Genomic DNA, 19,477 nt, shown 5'->3' with positions numbered 1-19,477 from the left:
CCGCGCATCGTCGCGTGGGACGCGCGCGAGGTTGGGCGGCGTCTTGCCGAAGTGGCAACCAGGTTGGTGAGGCCGGGGTGCGATGGGCAACGATGGGCGGGTGACCGACGAGATCGAGGCGGGATCGCCCGCGTCTGACGCCCTTGCGTCTGCTGATGGATACGCGGGAGATCCCGGGGTGGCGGCACACTGGGACGAGCGGTACGCCGACAGGGAGCGGCTGTGGAGCGGCCAGCCCAACGGCGCGCTGGTGGCCGAGGTCGCCGGGCTCACTCCAGGGCGGGTGCTCGACGTCGGCTGTGGCGAGGGGGCGGACGCGGTCTGGCTCGCGAGCCATGGCTGGGATGTGACCGCGCTCGACGTGTCGGGGGTCGCCTTGAAGCGCGCGGCCGGGCATGCGGCCGACGCCGGTGTCGCCGTGCGTTGGGTGCATGCCGAGCTGGCGGGGGCGGGGCTCGTGCCGGGATCGTTCGATCTCGTCTCGGCGCAGTATCCGGCGCTGCTGCGCACTCCCGACGCCGCGGCCGAGCGCGCGCTGCTCGCCGCGGTCGCGCCCGGCGGCGTGCTGCTGCTCGTGCACCACGCGGGAATGGACAGCCACCAGGCGCGCGACGACGGCTTCGACCCGGCCGACTATGTCTGGCCGGCCATGATCGCCGCGCTCCTCGACGACGACTGGATTGTCGAGCGCAACGAGCAGCGGCCGCGCATCGCACCCGAGGGCGGCGCCGGCGCGCACCACACCGACGACCTGGTACTGCGCGCACGCCGGCTGCGCTGAGCCCCCTCCCTGGCACGGGCGCGGAACGGCGCCCGGCCGAAATAGCCACAGGTGCATCTGGCGGCCGCTCGCCGTCACCCGCAGGTGTACGTCCTCGCGTGGTTCCCGCGCGCAGACCGTCATCGCAGACCGTCATCGTGGGCCGTTCGATGTGGGCCGTTCGATGTCGAGTCAGCCCCCGGCGGCTTCGACGCCGGTCAAACGATGTGCACCAGGTCCGCCACGGATGAAGCCGATCCGCTACCGCGTGCTGGTGCATGCGCCTGACAAGCGACAGCCCGTCGCAATCGTCGTCCTCCGGATCGTCAAGGCGCACGTGGCGGCCCCACTGCCTTATGGCCCAGATGATCGGCATGGTCGCCGACCGGACCTGACCGGCGACCGACACCACCAGGTACAGGAATGCGACTGGTTGGCCGACAGGCGGTCGACGGACGCTTGTCGCGGACCTGGTCAGGAATACGCCCAGCTCACGGGACCGGTTCACCCGGCACAGGCTGTGCGCGATCGCGGGCCGCCCGAACGACATCAACGAAGGACCATCATGTTTCCCCTCCACACCGACCTCGCCTTCCAGCTCGCCCGTGAGCACGCCGCCGAGGAACACCGGCGGGCCGCGCGCCACCAACTGGCCCGGGATGCGCGCGGCCCGCGGCCCCGACGCGCGTGGCTCGCGGTACTGACCGGCTTCCTGCGCCGAGACGGCGACCCGGGGCCGGCCGGCCAGACACAGCGGCCCCGGCCGGGTGTGCCCCTGCCGCAGGCAGTACCAGTCCCCAGGCCAGCCAGCTCGACCACCCGGTCACCCGACCTGATCAGCCCCGCCACTCATCTCATGATCCGGCCACTCCGGCCACCGCGGCGACCAGAGCCCCCGTCGATGACGGGCGTCGGCGGCGAGGCCCGGACCCAGCGGCGGGACTCCCGGCCATGACCGGCTCCCTGCGGCCGCTGGTCATCATGGTCCTGGTGATCACCGAGGTCGGGCTGTGGCAATGGCGGGTGATTCTGACCGGCCGTGGTGCCAAGGGTCTCCCGACCGTGCTGGGCATCATCGGCGCCATCCTGCAGATCACCGCCATCGCGCAGGTCGTCGCCTACGTCCAGGACCCGCTCACCGTGGCCGCCTACGCCCTCGGGGTCGGCGGCGGGGTCCTCATCGGGGTGACCGTCGGAAATCGGTTCACCGCCGAGGCCGTCGGCGTCAACGTCCTCACCCGACAGCCTGAACTGGACAGTCAGCTACGCGCCCGGGGCTGGCCGGTGACCTCCTACGAAGGCCGCTCCGAGAACGGCGTCGTGCACCTCCTGCAGATCGTCGTCGACCCCCGCGCCCGCGTCGCGCTGCTCGCCGACGTCACCGAACTGGCCCCGCAGGCGTTCTGGACCACCGAGAACGTCCAGCCCGGCCCCGGCCTCGGGCAGCCACGCCTGAGCGGGCGGCCCGGCCGCCAGGTGACACCTCGCCGGCGCCTGACCGCTGTCACCGTCGGTCAGCACTAGGTCCACGACCCAACCGCGGACCCGTCCCGGAACCAGGAGCTGGACGTTCGCCCTCGGCACAAGCATGTCGGAGGCCGGCCTGGTGAAACCGAGGTCTGGGATGGTGGAGGCCTGGGTGCCGCACCGTCCCAACCTCGGGAGATCATCGTGAGTTCCTCGCTCTACGACGACGTGGGCGGCCTCGACGGCCTGCGGCGCCTGTCCGCGGCGTTCTACGACCGAGTGCTCGCGGACGAGCTGCTCGCACCCGTGTTCGCGCACTTCACCCCCACCCACCTTGAGCACGTGGCCGTCTGGCTGGCGGAGGTGTTCGACGGGCCAACGGATTTCTCGGCCCGCCTCGGCGGCCACCAGGCCCTGCTGCGCAGCCACCTCGGGCTCGGGATCACCGACGAACACCGGCAGCGCTGGCTGAAACTGATGGCCGACGCGATCCACGAGGTGCTACCCGGCCGGCCGGAGCTGGCCGCGACGCTCATGGAGTACTTCGACTGGGGTACCGCCATCGCCCAGGACGTCTCACAGAACCCCGTCGGGACCGACCTGGGCGACCCCGGCCCCACCCCGCGATGGGGACACCAGGGCCTCGTCCACTGACCTCGCGCCGCCAACCCCCGGCACGACGCGATCGACCGATGCGGACCGTCCTGATCCAGGGCGATGGTGTCGTCGCCGCGGGTGCCGCTGCCGGTGTTCGGTCGGGCGGTGGACCGGTCTCCTGGTTCTTGGAATGTATGTTCCGAGGGCAGGGCTGACATCCCGCCGGTTCGTCGACGAGAATCGCTGGGAGTCTGCGCAGGGTATGTCGGCGAACTGGTTTCCGGCTGCCCCTGTCTGGTATTGGTCGTCATCGCTTCAGGTGGCTGCTTACCAGTAATACTTGCTGGTAGAGGTGTGCCGTCGACTAGATCATGTCGACGGCTCCTGTTTGTGGCCAGTCTTTCCGGCTCGGCGCGCGGCTTCCTGGAGACCGGCGGGGTTGTGTTCCCCGCTGCCGAGTTCGGCGACAGACTCGGAAATGCGTTGTCCTGGCTGCCCGGGCGTTTCGGGGGCGAGGAGAACGTGATGAACGAAGCTGTGGAGACGGGGCGGCGTCCCAGCGGCCAGCGGCGGCCGGACATTCCCATGCCGTCGGGCCGGCCGGGAGAGCCCGAGCTGACGACGGTGGACCTGCCGCTGCCCGTTGGCGCCCCGCCGCCGTGGGTGCGGCCGGCTGGTGGTCGTGGGTCGGCGGTGGGTGGCGGCGCGGACGGCGAGCTGAAGACAGTGATATTGCCGCCGTTCACTGGCGCGCCGCCGCCGTGGGTGCGGCCGGCCGGCGGTCGTCGGTCGACGGTGGGTGGCGGCGCGGACGGCGAGCCGACGACGGTGATGTTGCCGTCGCCTGTCGGGATGCCGCCCATGATGGTCGGGGGTGTATGGGCCGGCGGCATTGGCCCGGCCGCGCCGACGGCCCGGCCGGCGGCGAACCCACGGGCGCGGATGGTGTTCGCCGTCGTCTGCGCCGCGGTCTTCGTCTCCAATCTGGACCTGTTCGTCGTCAACGTCGCGTTCCCGGACATCCACCGCGCGCTCGGCGGCCAGTTGTCGACGCTGTCCTGGGTACTCAACGGCTACGCCATCGCCTTCGCGGCGCTGATGGTGCCCGCGGGCCGCCTCGCGGACCGGCACGGGCACCGCGACGGCTTCCTCCTCGGCCTCGGGCTGTTCACGGCGGCGAGCGCCGCCTGCGCGGCCAGCTCCGACCTGACGATGCTGATCGTGGCCCGGGTGGCGCAGGCTGTCGGAGCCGCGGCGCTGATCCCCACCAGCCTGGCGCTGCTGCTCGCCGTCACTCCGCCCGAGCGGCGCCCGGCCGCGGTGCGTGGCTGGGCGGCCGTCGGCGGGCTCGCGGCGGCGTTGGGGCCGGTCGTCGGCGGGCTGCTCGTCGAGGCGGACTGGCGGTGGGTGTTCCTGGTCAACCTGCCCTTCGGCGTCGTCGCGTTGGTGGCCGGGGCGCGGGTCCTGCCGCGGCAGCGTCAGACCGCCTCCGGACCGTTCCCGGACGTCCTCGGAGTCCTGCTGCTCACCGTCGGTGTCGCGCTGCTGGCGCTGGGCCTGGTGCAGGCCCCGTCGTGGGGCTGGGCGTCGGTGAAGGTGATCGGGAGCTTCGTGGCGGCGGCGGCGTCGCTGGCAGGGTTCGTCGTGCGCTCGGCGCGTCATCCGGCGCCGGTGGTGGAGCTGACGGTGCTGCGCGCGCCGGGATTCGGGCCGGCGGTGTTCGCGCTGCTGCTGTTCAGCGTGGCCTTCGCCGCGATGCTGCTGTCGGTCGTGACCTATCTGGACGCCGCCTGGGGCTGGTCGCCGCTGCTGGTGGGGCTGGCCGTCGCGCCCGGACCCGCGATGGTGCCGCCGGTCGCGTTGGCACTCACCGGCCGGCTGATCGACCGGTTCGGCAGCGGCCCGGTCGCGGCTGTCGGCACGCTGGCCTTCGCCGCAGGACCCGCCTGGTGGGCCCTGCGGACGGGACTGACCCATGACTACGCCACGTCGATGCTTCCTGGTCTGCTGATCGTCGGGTTCGGAGTCGGGCTCGCCCTGCCGACGCTGACCTCCGGGGCGACGTCCGCGTTGCCAGCGGACCGGTTCGCGACGGGCAGCGCGGTGGTGAACATGGCCCGCCAGATCGCCAGCGTGCTCGGCGTCGCCATCCTGATCGCCGTCATCGGCTCGCCGACGGCACGGACGGTCGTCGCCGCCTTCCACGCGGGCTGGTGGTTCTGCGCTGCCGCATCACTCGCGGCCACCGCCGTCGCCGTTCTCAGCCTGGTGCCCCGGGGGCAGGGACGGACGTGACATGCGCGGGCGCGGGCGCCCAGCTGTCAGGGCGAGGCCGAGAAGCCCTCCGCGAACCGCGTTCACCGTGGCGCTCGGCTGGACCTGTCCGTCGGCCGACGGGCTCTTGAGAGTCGCCGGGCACAGCCGATTCAATCGGGTACCGAGGCCATCTCCATCGCCACCGCCATCGGGCCTGCTCGGCGCGAGGTTCGCCCGTTGGCGCCGCGGCCGTGGGGTGCGCGGGTTGGGAGGGGGTGGCGCCGATGCCGGTCCGGGTTGCCCTGCTCGGTGACCGCTCTGTCACCGACGTCGCATCGGGTGAGGTGCGGACCAGGTCCTCGCGGATCGTGGCGTTGCTCGCGTGCCTTGCGCTGAACCCGGGTCGGCCGCAGTCCCGGCAGCGGCTGGCGGGGATGTTCTGGCCGGACTCGACCGATGGGCAGGCCCTGACGAACCTGCGTCGCGAGCTGCACGGGCTGCGCCGGGTGCTCGGCGGCGAGCCGTGCGTGGAGGTGTCCGCGCAGGCCCTGCTGTGGCGGGACACCGCTGGCGTGACCGTGGATCTGCGCGTCTTCGACGCCGAACGCCGCGAGGCGCTGGACGCGCTGACGGCGATCGGCCTCGGTGCCGCGCTGCCGCACGTGGACGCGGCCCTGCGCCACTATGGCGGGGAGTTCCTGCCTGGCATCGACGAGGAATGGGTGGCGCCGGCCCGCGCGGACCTGCACCGGCAATGCGTGGAGCTGTGCACGCTGGCCTGCCGGGCCACCCGGCAGCTTGGTGACACCCGCGGCGCCACCGAGGCGGCCCGCCGGCTGATCGGGTTGGAACCGCTGGACGAGACCGGCTACCAGGTGCTGATGGAGGTGCTGGCCGAGGCTGGTGACCGGGCGGGCGCGGTCAGCACGTACCACCGATGCTCGGCCCTGCTGGAGCGGGACCTGGGAGTCACCCCGGGCCCCGCGCTGCGCGCCACGCTGGGGCGAATCATGCGCGGCCAGCAGGTCCAGGGCCAGCATGACCAGGATCAGGGCCGGGATCAGGGGCGGGACCAGGGCCACGACTCGGCGGCGGCGTCCCTGGCCGGCCCCACCGCCGGCGCGGTGGAGGTGGCTCTGGTCGGCCGCGACCGGGAGTTCGGGGAGCTGCGCCAGGCCTGGCGGACCGCGGCGGGCGGCGGCGCTCGCCTGGCCGTCGTGCGCGGCGATGCCGGCGTCGGAAAGACCCGGCTGGTGACCGAGCTCGTCGCGCTCACCGCGCGGACGGGTGCCGTGGTGGCCAGTAGTCAGTGCTTCGGCACCTCGGGCCGGCTGGCGCTGGCACCGGTGGCGGACTGGCTGCGTAGCCCGGTCGTGGGTGCTTCCGGGAACAGGCTCGAGCCGGTATGGCGGGACGAGGTCGACCGGCTCGTTCCCTCCACCGCCGGGCGGGCGGAGCCGGCCGGGCAGGCCGGAGGTTCCCCCGCCTGGCAGCGTCACCGGTTCTTCGAGGGTCTGGCCCGGGCGCTGCTCGTGGTGGGCCGTCCGACCCTGCTGGTCCTGGACAACCTGCAGTGGTGCGATCACGAGACGTTGGCGTTCCTGACCAGGTTCCTCGGCCTGGCCGGCGACGCGCCGGTCCTGGTGGTGGCAACGCTGCGCGCCGACAGCCTGGACCGCGAACCCGAGCTGAGGGACTGGCTGGGCCGGATGCGGGCCGCCGAGCTGCTCACGGAGATCCCGCTCGACCCGCTGCGGCAGGAGGACACGGTTCGGCTGGCCGAGGTGACGAGCGGCCGGACGTACACCCCGGCCGAGCGTGGCCTGCTGCAGGCGGCCACCGGCGGCTACCCGCTGCACGTGATCGAAGCGATGCGCGCGGTGGCCACCACCGGCGCGTCACCGCTGCCGACCGCAGACCTGGCCCTGGTCCTTCGCGACCGTCTGGCACAGGCCGGAGCCGCGGCCCAGGAGATCGCCGGTCTGGCCGCGGCCGTGGGCCGCGACTTCAGCCTGGAACTGCTCGCCGAGGCCAGTGACCTGGACCTGGACGCCGTGGTCTGCGCGGTGGACGAGCTGTGGCGCCGCCGGATCCTGCGGCAGAGCGCGGACGGCTACGACTTCGCCCACGACCTGCTCCGTGGCGCCGCGTACGCCAGCGCCGCTCCGGCTCGGCGGTGGCTGTGGCACCGTCGCCTGGCCCAGGCCTTGGAGCTCCTGCACGCCGATGATCTGGAACCGGTGGCCTCGCAGCTCGCGGAGCAGCACGCGCGCGCGGGCCGGGCGGACCGGGCGGTGGGCTACTACCGGCAGGCGGCGGGGACCGCCTCCGGGGTCTTCGCCCACGCCGAGGCGGTGCGCCTGCTCGACGCCGCGCTCGTGATCGTCCGCGCGCAGCCGGAGTCCCGCGACCGTGACCGGCGTGAGCTGGACCTGCTGGAGGCCATGGCCGCGCCGTTGAACGCCTGGCGGGGATACGCCTACGGGTCGCTGCACGACCTGCACGTGCGTTCGATCGCGCTCGCGGAGTCCCTGGGCCGCGACGATTCCCTCCTCAGCGGCCTCGTCGCGCTGTGGGCCTCGACATTCGTTCAGGGCCGCATGACCGAGAGCCACACGGCCGGTACCCGGGCGCTGTCCCTGGCCCGGCCGGGATCGTCGTTCGCGGGCGCCGCGCACTTCGCGGTCGCCGGTTCGCTGCTGTGCATGGGCGAGCCGGCCCACTCGCTGCGGCAGTTCGAAATGGCGGCCGCGCAGGCGCACCCGGTGTGGCTGACCATCGGTACGCGCCCGGACGTCCACTCCGCGGCGTTCGAGGCCCACGCGCACTGGCTGCTCGGCGACCCGGTGACCGCCTGGAGCCGATGCCAGGACGCGGTCACGCTGGCGCGGTCGGTCCCGGACCATCCCTACAGCCTGGCCATGGCCCTGGCATACGAGGCGTTCACCAGCCAGCTGTGCGGGAACACCGAGCAGTTGCCGACCGCGGCCGCCGAACTGGAAGATCTTTGCCAACGCTACGGGTTCGGCTACTACCGGGAGTGGGCGCTGGTCCTGCGCGGCTGGCACCTCGGTGGCCAGGACGGTCTGGAGCTCGCCCGGCGCGGCGTGGCCAACCTGAAGGCGGAGGGTGCCCTGGCCCGGATGCCGTACTGGCTGGCGTTGCTGGCGGACCTGTACGCCCGGGCCGATCAGGCCGACGCCGCCCGCTCCACGCTGGACGCCGCGATCGTGAACGCGAGGACCCGCGGCGAGGTGTGGTGGCTGCCGGAGGTGCTCCGGCTGCGGGCGGGGTACGACGACCGTCGGGAAACCGCCAGGTCCCGGCTGCTCGGGGCTGCCCGGATGGCGACCACGCACGGCAGCCTCGCGTTGCTGCGCCGGTGCACCGAGGATCTGGAACTCATCGGCGCGCGTCTGCCCGCGTGACCGAAGAGGACTCGTGATCGAAGGGCGCTCGTGACCGAAGAGTGTCCGGGACCGAAGAGCGTCCGGGACCAAGGAATCGAGGGCCGGCCCGGCCCGGGCGTGACCGGCGGTCGACCGCCGGGCGATGTCGCGTGCGCGACCGAACGCCCGAGCCGAACGGTCCCCGAACGCCCGCCACCTAGCCTCAGTCGTGTTGATCAACAACGCGACGAGGAGCCAGGATGCCCACGGCCATCGATGTTCGCCTTCTTCCCTTCACCGAGCTCGCCGCCGCGCTCCGCGGAGAGCTGATCACCCCGGACGACCCCGGGTACGACGACGCGCGCGCGGTCTACAACGCCATGATCGACCGGCGCCCGGCAGCCATCGCCCGTTGCCGGGACACCGTGGACGTCATCGCCTGCGTCCGTTTCGCCCGCGCCCACGGCGTCACTCTCGCGGTGCGCGGCGGCGGTCACAACGCCGCCGGACTGGGCGTCTGGGACGACGCGCTCGTCGTCGACCTGTCCGCCATGCGCGGCACGACGGTCGACCCGCGAGCCAGAACGGTCCGGGTGGACGCGGGATGTACCTGGGGCGACGTCGACCACGCCACGGTCGGCTTCGGGATGGCCACCCCGTCCGGGTTCCTTGCCTCGACCGGAGTCGCCGGCCTCACCCTGGGCGGCGGGATCGGCTACCTGACCCGGCGGTTCGGCCTCACCATCGACAACCTGCTCTCCGCCGACGTCGTCCTGGCCGACGGCGGCTTCGTCACCGCCGACGAGCGTTCGCACCCGGACCTGTTCTGGGCGCTGCGCGGCGGCGGCGGGAACTTCGGCATCGTCACCTCGTTCACGTTCCGGTGCCACGACCTCGGCGAGGGCGGCACCGTCATCGGCGGGCCGGTCCTCTACGACTTCGCGGACACCGCCCAGGTGATGCGCTGGTACCGGGAACTGGTGCCCGCGCTTCCCGAGGAGCTCAGCGGCTGGCTCGGCCTGATCACCATCCCGCCGGCGCCCCCGTTCCCGGAGCACCTGTGGGGCAGCAAGGCCTGCGCGATCGTCTGGTGCTACACCGGTCCGCACGACCGGGCGGAGGAGATCCTCGAGCCGATCCGGTCGTTCGGATCGCCGCTGCTGGTCGGGCTGGCGCCGATGCCGTTCACCGCCCTGCAGAGCGCCTTCGACGGCCTCTACCCGGCCGGGCTGCAGTGGTACTGGCGCGCGGACTTCTTCACCGAGATCACCGACGCCGCGATCGACGTGCACTCCTCGTTCGGCTCCCGGCTGCCCACCGGGCACTCCACCATGCACCTCTACCCGATCGACGGTGCCGCGGCCCGGGTACCCGTCGAGTCGACCGCGTTCGCCTACCGCGACGGCGGCTGGGCCGGCGTCATCGTCGGCGTCGACCCCGACCCGGCGAACGCCGACCTGATCTCGGGCTGGGCCCGCGACTACTGGACCGACCTGCACCCCAGCTCGGCCGGCGGGGCCTACGTCAACTTCCTCATGGACGAGGGCGACGACCGGGTCCGCGCGTCCTACCGCGGCAACTACCGCCGTCTCACCGAGGTCAAGCGCCGCTACGACCCGGACAACACCTTCCACATCAACCAGAACATCCCGCCGGCGGCGTAGCCAGCACCAGGCGGGCCGCACCAGACCCCGCGGGCCCGGTGCGGCCCGCCCGCCGAGATCGGGCGCCAGGGCCGCGGATGATCCGGCGTCGACCGTCGGTGGCGGATTGTCGTGATGTGCGACGATGGCGAGGTGCTCGGGGTTTCCACGAGACGTCCAACGACCTGTGGAGATGCCTGGTGATGGCTGCCGCCGCCCCCAGCCGGCCCTACACCGTCCTGCTTGCCGAGGACGACCTGGGTGACGCCCTGCTCATCGAGGAAGCCTTCCTGGTCCGGGGCCTCGGCCAGGACCTGCAGATGGTGTCCGACGGGGTCGACGCGATGGCCTACCTGCGAGACCCCGCCCGCCGCCGGCCGGATCTGATCATTCTTGATCTGAACATGCCTCGGATGGACGGCCGGGAGACGCTCGCCGCGATCAAGAGCGATCCGGAGCTGCGGATGATCCCGGTCGTGGTGCTGACGACCTCCGACGCGCCCGACGACGTGTCAGCCGTCTACGACCTGCGCGCGAATGCGTACGTCTGCAAGCCCAGCGAGCTCGACGACTTCCTGGGCACTGTTCACGCGATTGACGACTTCTTCCTGGACCTCATCCGGCGCGCTCGCCCCTGACCCCACGGATCTCGCGGCGGACGGCGGGATCGAGCTTCGCGACTCCGAGGTCCATGGCTTCGGCTACGGCGCCAGGGGCGGCGGACGTGCCGCACCCTGTCCACGGATTCGCCGGTATCGCTATGGTTGCTGCCGAGTTGTGGAACGCGGCGTGGTGCCTGGCTGGGAGGAGAGCGGCGACGTGGGGCAGGAGGTGGCGGTGGACGCCGAGGCGCGGGCCGCGGCGGCGGCGCGGATGCGGCGGGCGGCGCATGGGCTGCGCGCCTTCGATGTCGACACGTTCGCCGTCGAGACCGACGGGCCCCGGGCGGTACGGGACCCGGTCCCCGGCAGCGATGGGGACCGGTCGCTGGTGGCCGCCGGCGCGCTCGTCGAGGGCTGCGCGTCGTTCGTCGACCACCTGGTCGACGACATCGCGACCCTGCTGTCCGCGGGTGCCGCGACCGCCTACGACGCCGCGGTGAAGGGCTACAGCCTCACCGCACTGGACCGCCTGCCGCCCACCTTCGACGACCACTACACCGTCGCCTTCGGCAAGAAGCTCCTGGTCGCGACGATCACCGTCACCGGTCGGCTGGCGGAGCCGGACTGGATCCCGATGGCCTGCCTGGCCGAGCAGCTCGCTCTTTACCTGGTCGTGACGGAAGCGGCGGGCCTGCTGGATCTGTACGGCCTGGACGACGACCCGCGGGCCCGTTACCAGTACTTCGAGGAGACGGCGTTCGAGAACGACGCCCATCTCCGCCTCTACGACGAGCCGGCCGCCGCCGTCGACCACGCCGTGGACCCCGCATCGGCCCCCATCAACGCCTGGTTCACGCCGTTCTACGACGGCTTCTACGTCCACCCCTACGTGGAACCGCGTTACTGATCGCGGGTTGAGGCGCCGGCCGCGGACCTTCCCCGGCGCCGGCGCCGGCCGCGCGGGCGGGCCGAAGCGCCTGGGCGCGCGGCGAAGCAACCTAACACCGGGCGGTGACTGCTTGCTGTCGGCTATGTGTCGCTTGCCGCTGGTCGCGACGCCCGGCGAACTCGATCTAGAATCGCTGTCCATGACCGGGTTTGGAAACCATCGGGTCACGGCCCCGCGGACGTTCGGCGGCTAGGAAAGGCGGCCGCGGATGTTGATGAGGGCGGGACCGGGCCGCGGTGGGCTGCGCGGCAGGGTCAGGAGGACCTCCACCCCGGGCCGCCTGCTGATGCTGGCCGGGCTGGTCGTGCTCGCCACGCTGGCCGTCGGGGCGACGGCGATGGCGACGGTCGTGAACCAGCGTCACACAGCGCTCACCCTCGCCGACCGGACGGCGCCGACGGTCGTGGACGCCGTCCGGGCCCGCGCCCTGCTGGCCGACGCCGACCTGGTCGCCGCCCAGAGCCTGCTCCCGCCGGGGTCATGGGGGCCGCCCGACGCGCAGTTCCAGGAGGACATCAAGACGGCCGGCCAGGCGCTCGCGCGCGCGGCCGACACCTCGACCGCCGGCGAGGCCGACCGAGCCCAGGTCCAGGCCGTCAACAACGGCCTGCTCGTCGTCTACATGGGCGACGTCTACAGTGCCGCGAACGCCGTCGACGACACCCCGGCCGCCGCTGCGGCCGCCGGCCCCGGTGCCGATGCCGGCGTTCCGGCCGGGGCCGCGGACGCGGACGTGGGCCTCACGGCGGTCTACCTGGCGTACGCCTCGGACCTCATGCGCGAGCCGACCGGCATCCTGGCGACGGTCGCGCAGTTCCAGGCACGCAACAGCGCGAACCTGCCGGCGCGGGGGTCGGCGCCCTGGGCGCTGCTCGGCGGCCACCTCGCCGCCGCCGCGGCGCTGCTGGTCCTGCTCGTCTTCGCCCAGGTGTTCCTGCGCCGCCGCTTCCACCGCGCGATGAGCCTCGGGCTGCTCGGCGCGGCGGTGGTCGTGCTGCTCCTCGCCGCCGGCCTGACGGCCCTGACCCTGCGGACCAGCCACGACGTCGACCGGGGTGTCCGGGAGACCACCGCGGTGGCCTGCCTGTGGCAGGCGCGCGAGGCCGCGGCGACGGTCGAGCAGGACCGGGCCTTCGACGAGTACGCCCCGGCCGCCTCCCGCGCGGCCGGGCTGCCGGCCGCGACCGACATCCAGAACAGTCAGAACGGTCAGGACGGCGTGGCCGGGGCGGATGCCTGCGCCGGGCAGGCAGGTGATCTGGCCGCGGTTCAGGCTGACGGCGCCGCGAGCTCGGACACCGGCTACCAGGCGCTCGACCAGCGGCTCGGCGTGCTCGTCGGCGAGCGGACCGCGGTGCTGGACGACGCCCTCGAGGACGCGGTTCCCTCAGGCGGCCTGCCGTGGGCGGCGGCCGTCGTCACCGTCGTCCTGCTGGCGCTCGGCGCCTGTGCGTTCTGGCCGCGCATCCGGGAGTACAGGAGCTGATCATGGGATCGCCCGGACGTGTCCTCGCCGCGCTGTCGGTCGTCGCCGTGCTCGGTCTCGGAGCGGGCGCCTGTGGGGGGATCTCATCCCAGCAGACCATCTCCGTGCTCGGCACGTGGACCGGCGACGAGCAGGAGAGGTTCGCCGACGTCCTGCGGCCGTTCGAGCGGGAGACCGGGATCCACGTGCGGTTCGACGGCACGCGCGACTTCGAGGCGGTGCTGGCCGGCCGGGTGCAGAGCGGTGACGCGCCGGACCTCGCGCTGATGCCGAGCCTCGGCGACCTGGAGCAGTACGCCCACGGCGGCCAGCTGGTCGCGCTCGACGACGCCTCCGGGCCGGTCGACCTGGCCCGCATCCGGCGGGAGTACGGCCCGACCTGGCTGGGCGTCGGCGAGGTTCCCGGCGCGGACGGGCGCGACCGCCAGTACGGCCTGGTCGTCAAGGGAACCCGCAAGAGCCTTGTCTGGTACTCGAGCGCGCACTACTCCTGGCCCGTTCCGCGCACCCTGGACGAGCTCCTCGCCACGAGCAGGGAGATCGTCGCCACGGGCACGGCGCCGTGGTGCCTGGGACTGCGCTCCAGCTCGGACTCGGGCTGGCCCGGCACCGACTGGATCGAGGACATCCTGCTGCACCAGGCGAGCGCCGAGGAGTACCGGAGCTGGGCGAACGGCGAGCTTCCCTGGACGAGCGACACCGTGCTCAAGGCCTGGACGACCTGGGGGGAGCTCGTCGCCCCCGCGATGGTGCGGGGCGGGACGGCGGGCGCGCTGCTGTCCGGCTTCGGCGACCCCGGTACCGCCATGTTCGACCAGCAGCCCGGCTGTTACCTGCAGCAGGCCGGCTCGTTCGCCGCCGGCGGATACCGCGACAGCGCCGGCCGGCCGGCGGCGGACGCCCGCTATTTCGACTTCCCGGCCACGGGCGGCGGCGACCGGCGGATCGTCATCGCCGGGGACGTCCTGGCGATGTTCCACGACACGCCCGCCGCGCGGCGGCTCGCGAACTACCTGACCGGGCCCCAGGCCCAGGAGATCTGGGCCCGCGCGGGCGGCACGATCGCGCCCAACAACGCGGTGGCGGCGGCTGACTACCCGGATGACGCACTGCGCGCGCTGGCGCGCTCCGTCGAGGACACGGCCTGCGCGGACGTCGTCTTCGACGCCTCCGACGCGATGCCCGCCGCGATGCGGACCGCCTTCTACCGGGGCGTGACCGAGTTCGTCGCCAACCCCGCCAGCCTGGACAGGATCCTCATCGGCCTCGACAACGTTCGCCTGCGCTCCTACCCCGCCGCGGCCCTGGGTGACTCGCCGCCACCGGAGCAGCTCTGCCCGTCCGGTTCCGGCTGACGGCGACCAGGCGCGGTTCCGGCCGTTTCCGCGGCCCTCGGCGGGCCGGCACGGATCTTTGGCCGGCCTTGAGGCGTTCCCGTCCGACCGGCTTGGTTGCCGTGAAAATAGTCACGCAAGGTGACGAGGGTCACGGCAGGTGCGCCCTACCGGGAAGCCGGCGGTCGAGGTGGATCCCATCACCTTGAGAGAGACCCGCCTACATATCGATGCAATCAATGTCCCTCTGTAGTTGTTGAAGTTGACGGTATGCCGTTAGTGGGCAGAGAGTGACGTTCTGTTCGCCTATTGGTGACGGATGGGTGGGTGTTCGGTCGACCGTGGCCGACGGGCGCGGGCTCGACCCGCTGGAAATGCGCCGTGGCGACCCAAGGTAGCGTTCGTCCAAGTGATCATTCGGAATCACGTTCTGTGGTGGGTAGTGGGCGGGAGAGGATCGTCATGAAGGGTCGGCGCGGACGCGTCAGGACGGTGGCGGCCGCGGCGGCGACGGCCGTCGTGACGGGATTGCCGGCCGTGCTCGCCGGCTGCGCAACGGGGTCGTCGGGACCGGTACCCGCTGCCGGTGGTGACTGTCCGTCGCCGGGCGTGTCGGGTGACACGATCAAGATCGGTCTCATCTACCCGGACAGCGGCAGCGCGCTCGTCGAGAACTTCCGGGCCGTGCGCAGTGCCGTGGACGCGAGGGTCGCCGTCCAGAACGCGAACGGCGGCGTCCACGGTCGCAAGGTCCAGGTCGTCTGGCGGGACGACCGGTCGGACCCGAGCGTCTTCTCCAACATGGCGCGCGACCTGGTCGACAACGAGAAGGTCTTCGGCCTGATCGTGCAGTCGGTGGCCGCCGGACCGTCCGTCCAGTGGCTGGAGGGCGCCGGTATCCCGGCGACCGGCCTCGCCGTCGACTCCAGCTGGACCGACCACAAGAACCTGTTCTCCTTCAGTTCTCTGTTCAACAGTCACGGCAGCGTCGACGTCTTCGGCAGGTACGTGAAGGCGAACGGCGGGACGAAGGCTTACGTCGTGGCCGACCCGACCGCGCCGGGCACGAGCGGCATCGCGGCCCAGTTCAGGCCCAGCCTGGAGAGCCAGGGCGTCGCCGTGGTGGGCGAGACCGACTACAGCGCCGGTGCCTCCACCCCGGCCCGGGTCGTCGATGGGCTCCGCAGGAGCGGTGCCGACGCGTTGGTCGGCGCTGTGCGGCCAGAGGACTTCGCCGACATCTACGCGGCGGCGAAGACGGCTGGGGTGCGCCTCAACGTCGCGTTGAGCGTGGCGGGCTACGGGAAGGACCTGCTCGTCGAGCGGGGCAAGGACGTCGCGGGCATGTCCGTCATCGTCGGCTACGCGCCGTTCCAAGGGGACTCCGCGATCATGCGGACCTACCACACCGCGATGACCACCTACTCGCCCGAGCTGGAGGACGCCGACCAGGAGGCGGCCATCGCCTCCTACGTCTCGGCCGACGAGATGCTGCGCGGCCTTGATCTCGCCGGCGCGTGCCCGACCCGCGACGCGTTCATCACGAACCTGCGCCAGGTGACGAACTACGATGCCGGCGGCCTGATCGCGCCGACGAACCTCTCCACGCCGACCGCGCCGGCGACGTGCTTCACCTTCGTCAGGGCGGACGCGGCGGGGGCGAACTTCGTGCCGGTGCCGCCCGCCGGCGGCGGCACGAACGGCTTCTGGTGCGGAAAGGAGATCTGAGCTCGCCTCGCGCGTGACCTGGCCGCCCTGGCCGCATCAGGCCTGCCTCAGTCGAAGGTGACGGTGAACGTGACCGGCGGGCCCGGCTGGCCGACCATCCAGAACTTCACCGGGACCACCCGGTAGGCGACGACGGCGCCCAGCGGCAGGTCGTCGGTCGTCCAGGTCAGAGCGCGTACGGAGCTGGGGAGCCGGGAGTAGGACGACTCGCCCTGAGGAGAGAGCACCCGCCGCTCGATCAGGTAGTCGGCCGCGCCTGGCGTGGCCGGCCAGGTAAGCGTGTACCGGGTGCCGCCGGCCGGGGTCGCCGTCGGCGTCTGGCCTGTTCCCGGCCAGGCCAGGCCGCTGTAGACCTCGCCGAACTGGCCGCCGATACCCAGGCCGGCGAGCGCGTTCGCGAAGCCGCGGGCGATCAGCATCTCGCCGTCAGGGTCCGGGTGCGAGCCGTCCCAGGTGTCCTGCCGCGGGTTCCAGTCCTGGTCGCTGCGCGCGATCACCACCTTGGACGTGGGAGTCGACCAGCCGGGTGCCTGTGCGTCGAGGAGCTGGTTGAACTCGCTCGCCGCGGCGAGCGCGGGGCTGTTGGTGTAGGGGTCCCATCGGGTCAGCACGTGGCCGATGACGAAGGTGACGTTCGGGTTGGCCCTGCGCGCGTTGTCGACGAGCTGCCTCATCAGCGCCAGCGTCGCCGGCGAGCTCGTCCAGTAGGCCAGGTCGTTCGCGCCGAGAGCGACCAGGACGACGTCCGCGGGGTTCTTGCGCAGCACGCCCTCGATCGTGGGAACCTCGACGCGCAGCGCGTCACCCCAGCGCGCGTGGTGGTCACGGTCGAAATACGGGTCGGCGTACGCCTGGGAGCCGCCGACATCCGCGACGTTGTCCCAGAGGTCATCGCGGTCCCCGACGAAGTCGACCCGCCCGGGTGCCGAGAGCGTCAGATGCTTGGCCAGCCGGTAGCGCCAGGTGAAGTCGCCGGCTGATCCGTGCGTGACCGAGTCCCCGAAGATGATGAGCCGTACCGGCGGGCCGGTCGTGGCTGGCGGAGGCGGGCCACCGCCGGACCCCCCGCCGCCGGCGCAGCCGGTCACCGCGACCAGCACAGCCAGCGCGGCGGCCGCCACCACCGCCCCGGGAGACCGCCCCTCGCGGTGGACGCGACGATCACGGCGGGCCGGACCGGAACAGGGACCGCTGCCGGGAACGCGACCGCGGACGCGTCCAAGCCATCCCATAGGGGACATTGCGCCGAGTATAGGGACTGACACGTACAGGCGCCTCTCGTCGGCGTGCCCCGCTGGCTGGCCAGCGGACGCGGCCGGTCCTTTCCCTGGCCATGTTCTCTGACTAAAGTCAGAGAACATGGCTGACGTCGCGACGATCGCCGTGATCCGGCGCTTCAACCGCGCCTACACCCAGCGGGTCGGCGCGTTGGAGGACTCCTTCCTCGGGACGGGCCTGCCGCTGGGCACGGCCCGGCTGCTGTACGAGATCGGTGTCGAACGGGCGACCGCGCAGGCGCTGCGCTCCCGGCTGGGGCTGGATTCCGGGTATCTCAGCCGGCTGCTGCGCCAGTTGGAGGAGGAACGCCTGGCGGTGGTCACGCCGGACCCGGCGGACCGGCGGCGCCGCCTCGTGGACCTCACGCCGGAGGGCCGGCACCGCTGGCGCGAGCTCGAGGAGCGCTCCGAGGCCCGGGCGCGCCAGCTGGTCGAACCGCTGTCCGCGCGGCAGCGGGAGCGGCTGGCCACGGCCCTGGGGGAGGCGGACCTGTTGGTGCGGGCGGCCACGGTGACGTTCGAACGGGTCGACCCGAACTCGCCGGTCGCGCGGGACGCCGTCGGCCGGTACTTCGCCGAGGTCGGCCGGCGGTTCGGGTTCGACCCGGCGGGCGAGCCGGAGAAGGACGCCGTCGACCTGGCGCCGCCGCGTGGCGAGTTCTTCGTGGCGGTCAGCGACGGCGAGCCGGTGGCCTGCGGGGGTGTGCGAACCCTCGACGACGGCGTCGGCGAGGTGAAACGGATGTGGGTGCACGACGCGTGGCGGGGCGCGGGGCTCGGGTCGCGGCTCCTGCGTCACCTGGAGGACGCCGCCCGGTCGCTCGGCCACCGCGTCGCCCGGCTGGATACCAACGAGACGCTTGTCGAGGCGATCGCGATGTACGACCGGGCCGGCTACCGGCGCACACCGCGCTACGGCGACAACCCGTTCGCGACCCACTTCTTCGAAAAGACCCTCACGGCACCCGCCTGACCGCCGCCGTCGGCTACGTCGTCGGGCCGAGAGCGGTCCCGCGCCGGGGCCGAGGAGATCCCGGCGTCCGGGAAGGGCCGGTCGCCGGTCACTCCTCGTCCTCCTGCGGTCCGGGATCGGGGCGACGGCCGGGGCGGATGATCCGGGCGGCGCCCGAGCTGGGGCGGGGGCGGATGGTCCAGCTCGCCGTCCAGGCGTCGTCGGCGGGGCCCTCGGCCGGGGCGGTGCCGGCCGAGGGCTCGTCACCGGGGTCCTCGCCAGGCCGAGGCGGCGGGCCGGGGTAGCGGGGGGAATGGAGCTCCCAGATGCGGGCCGGGGGCTCGCCCGCGAGCCGGACCGCGTGCGGCACGGCGATGAACCCGCCCTCGGGCCGCGGGCGCCGCGCGCTGGTGACCACGGCGGCCGGCTCGCCGGTCACGGCGCGGGTGTCGCGCAGCCAGCTGGCGACCGCGACCGCCACCGCCGTCGCGCGGGTCGGGACGCCTCGCCAGTGCAGCACCACCGCGACGTCGTTCACCTCCGCGAACCGGACCGCGACCCGGACCAGCGCCCGCTCGTAGACGCCGATGAACTCCCCGTCGCCGGTCGCGAGCCGCCGGCCGCCGCCGTGTACTGGTGGGGCGCCCGCCCGCAGCACGATCAGCCCGTCCTCGTCCGGCACGGAGAAGCCGTCGGGCACCAGGGCGAAATCCACCCAGCCGGTCTCCGTCCGGACCTGGGCATGGATGCCGGGCAGGCCATCGGTCACGACCATGACCGCGTCGACCCATGCGCGCCGCAATACCCTGGTGTTTTGCAATTCGCTGACCCGTCGTATTCATGGTGCCTGGTGGGTGATAAGCCTCGACAATGCTCCATCGACGTGTCGTGGCCGGGCGGGCGGGCTTCCCGCGCCGATTCCGCCATGTGTTGTGCACCCCCGTAGTGGTCAGGCGTCGCGAGCGGCAACCAACGGGCTCCGCCAGCCGTCTTCGCCGGCCGCCCGCGCACCGCCGCGAAATGCCGCGCCGGCGCGG

15 protein-coding genes are annotated in these 19,477 nt (G+C 72.7%); 13 read left to right on the top strand and 2 right to left on the bottom strand.

Annotated features, from left to right (window positions below; translation table 11 throughout):
- Nucleotides 1–178: 178 nt before the first annotated feature.
- From FRCN3DRAFT_RS0239745 to FRCN3DRAFT_RS0239690, 12 genes are all read left to right on the top strand, one after another.
- Complete coding sequence (locus FRCN3DRAFT_RS0239745; RefSeq protein WP_232794401.1) at nt 179–781, top strand: class I SAM-dependent methyltransferase; 603 nt, start codon at nt 179–181, stop codon at nt 779–781.
- A 544-nt stretch (nt 782–1,325) separates the two neighbouring features.
- Nucleotides 1,326–1,715: a hypothetical protein gene (locus tag FRCN3DRAFT_RS0239740; protein WP_007506709.1), complete on the top strand. Its 390-nt coding sequence runs from the start codon at nt 1,326–1,328 to the stop codon at nt 1,713–1,715.
- Nucleotides 1,712–2,284: a DUF5698 domain-containing protein gene (locus FRCN3DRAFT_RS0239735; RefSeq protein WP_007506708.1), complete on the top strand. Its 573-nt coding sequence runs from the start codon at nt 1,712–1,714 to the stop codon at nt 2,282–2,284. The genes FRCN3DRAFT_RS0239740 and FRCN3DRAFT_RS0239735 overlap by 4 nt, the downstream gene beginning before the upstream one ends.
- 147 nt (nt 2,285–2,431) lie before the next feature.
- Entirely contained in the window at nt 2,432–2,881 is a 450-nt protein-coding gene (locus FRCN3DRAFT_RS0239730) for a group II truncated hemoglobin (protein ID WP_007506707.1), read from the top strand.
- Nucleotides 2,882–3,349: 468 nt separating this feature from the next.
- Entirely contained in the window at nt 3,350–5,119 is a 1,770-nt protein-coding gene (locus tag FRCN3DRAFT_RS0239725) for a DHA2 family efflux MFS transporter permease subunit (RefSeq protein WP_035931893.1), read from the top strand.
- Between the two features lie 245 nt (nt 5,120–5,364).
- Nucleotides 5,365–8,508 (top strand): ATP-binding protein, encoded by a 3,144-nt coding sequence (locus tag FRCN3DRAFT_RS0239720; protein ID WP_007506704.1) that lies wholly within the window; start codon nt 5,365–5,367, stop codon nt 8,506–8,508.
- Between the two features lie 221 nt (nt 8,509–8,729).
- Entirely contained in the window at nt 8,730–10,133 is a 1,404-nt protein-coding gene (locus tag FRCN3DRAFT_RS0239715; protein WP_007506703.1) for an FAD-binding oxidoreductase, read from the top strand.
- A gap of 182 nt (nt 10,134–10,315) precedes the next feature.
- Nucleotides 10,316–10,750, top strand: coding sequence for a response regulator (locus FRCN3DRAFT_RS0239710; protein ID WP_007506702.1), 435 nt, complete (start codon nt 10,316–10,318; stop codon nt 10,748–10,750).
- 181 nt (nt 10,751–10,931) lie between these two features.
- Nucleotides 10,932–11,621, top strand: a complete 690-nt coding sequence (locus FRCN3DRAFT_RS0239705) for a hypothetical protein (protein WP_007506701.1) — start codon at nt 10,932–10,934, stop codon at nt 11,619–11,621.
- A gap of 256 nt (nt 11,622–11,877) precedes the next feature.
- Nucleotides 11,878–13,149 (top strand): hypothetical protein, encoded by a 1,272-nt coding sequence (locus FRCN3DRAFT_RS0239700; protein ID WP_131803570.1) that lies wholly within the window; start codon nt 11,878–11,880, stop codon nt 13,147–13,149.
- A 2-nt stretch (nt 13,150–13,151) separates the two neighbouring features.
- Complete coding sequence (locus FRCN3DRAFT_RS48580) at nt 13,152–14,504, top strand: ABC transporter substrate-binding protein (RefSeq protein ID WP_007506699.1); 1,353 nt, start codon at nt 13,152–13,154, stop codon at nt 14,502–14,504.
- Between the two features lie 588 nt (nt 14,505–15,092).
- Nucleotides 15,093–16,211, top strand: coding sequence for an ABC transporter substrate-binding protein (locus FRCN3DRAFT_RS0239690; RefSeq protein WP_232794400.1), 1,119 nt, complete (start codon nt 15,093–15,095; stop codon nt 16,209–16,211).
- A 47-nt stretch (nt 16,212–16,258) separates the two neighbouring features.
- Here FRCN3DRAFT_RS0239690 and FRCN3DRAFT_RS0239685 read toward each other — a convergent pair whose 3' ends face one another.
- Nucleotides 16,259–17,335 carry a GDSL-type esterase/lipase family protein gene (locus FRCN3DRAFT_RS0239685; protein WP_007506697.1) on the bottom strand — a complete coding sequence of 359 codons (1,077 nt, stop codon included), beginning with the start codon at nt 17,333–17,335 and terminating at the stop codon, nt 16,259–16,261.
- A 235-nt stretch (nt 17,336–17,570) separates the two neighbouring features.
- Between FRCN3DRAFT_RS0239685 and FRCN3DRAFT_RS0239680 the strand changes: the two genes are divergently transcribed.
- A complete protein-coding gene (locus tag FRCN3DRAFT_RS0239680; protein WP_007506696.1) occupies nt 17,571–18,461 on the top strand; it encodes a bifunctional helix-turn-helix transcriptional regulator/GNAT family N-acetyltransferase in 891 nt (296 codons plus the stop codon).
- Between the two features lie 88 nt (nt 18,462–18,549).
- Here the strand turns inward: FRCN3DRAFT_RS0239680 and FRCN3DRAFT_RS0239675 are convergent, their stop codons facing one another.
- Nucleotides 18,550–19,215, bottom strand: coding sequence for a hypothetical protein (locus FRCN3DRAFT_RS0239675; RefSeq protein WP_007506694.1), 666 nt, complete (start codon nt 19,213–19,215; stop codon nt 18,550–18,552).
- Nucleotides 19,216–19,477 lie beyond the last annotated feature (262 nt).

Origin of the sequence: Pseudofrankia saprophytica (assembly GCF_000235425.2) — a bacterium.
GTDB lineage: Bacteria > Actinomycetota > Actinomycetes > Frankiales > Frankiaceae > Pseudofrankia > Pseudofrankia saprophytica.
Note: the sequence above shows the minus strand (reverse complement) of the source record. Positions and strands in the feature narration are given on the sequence as shown.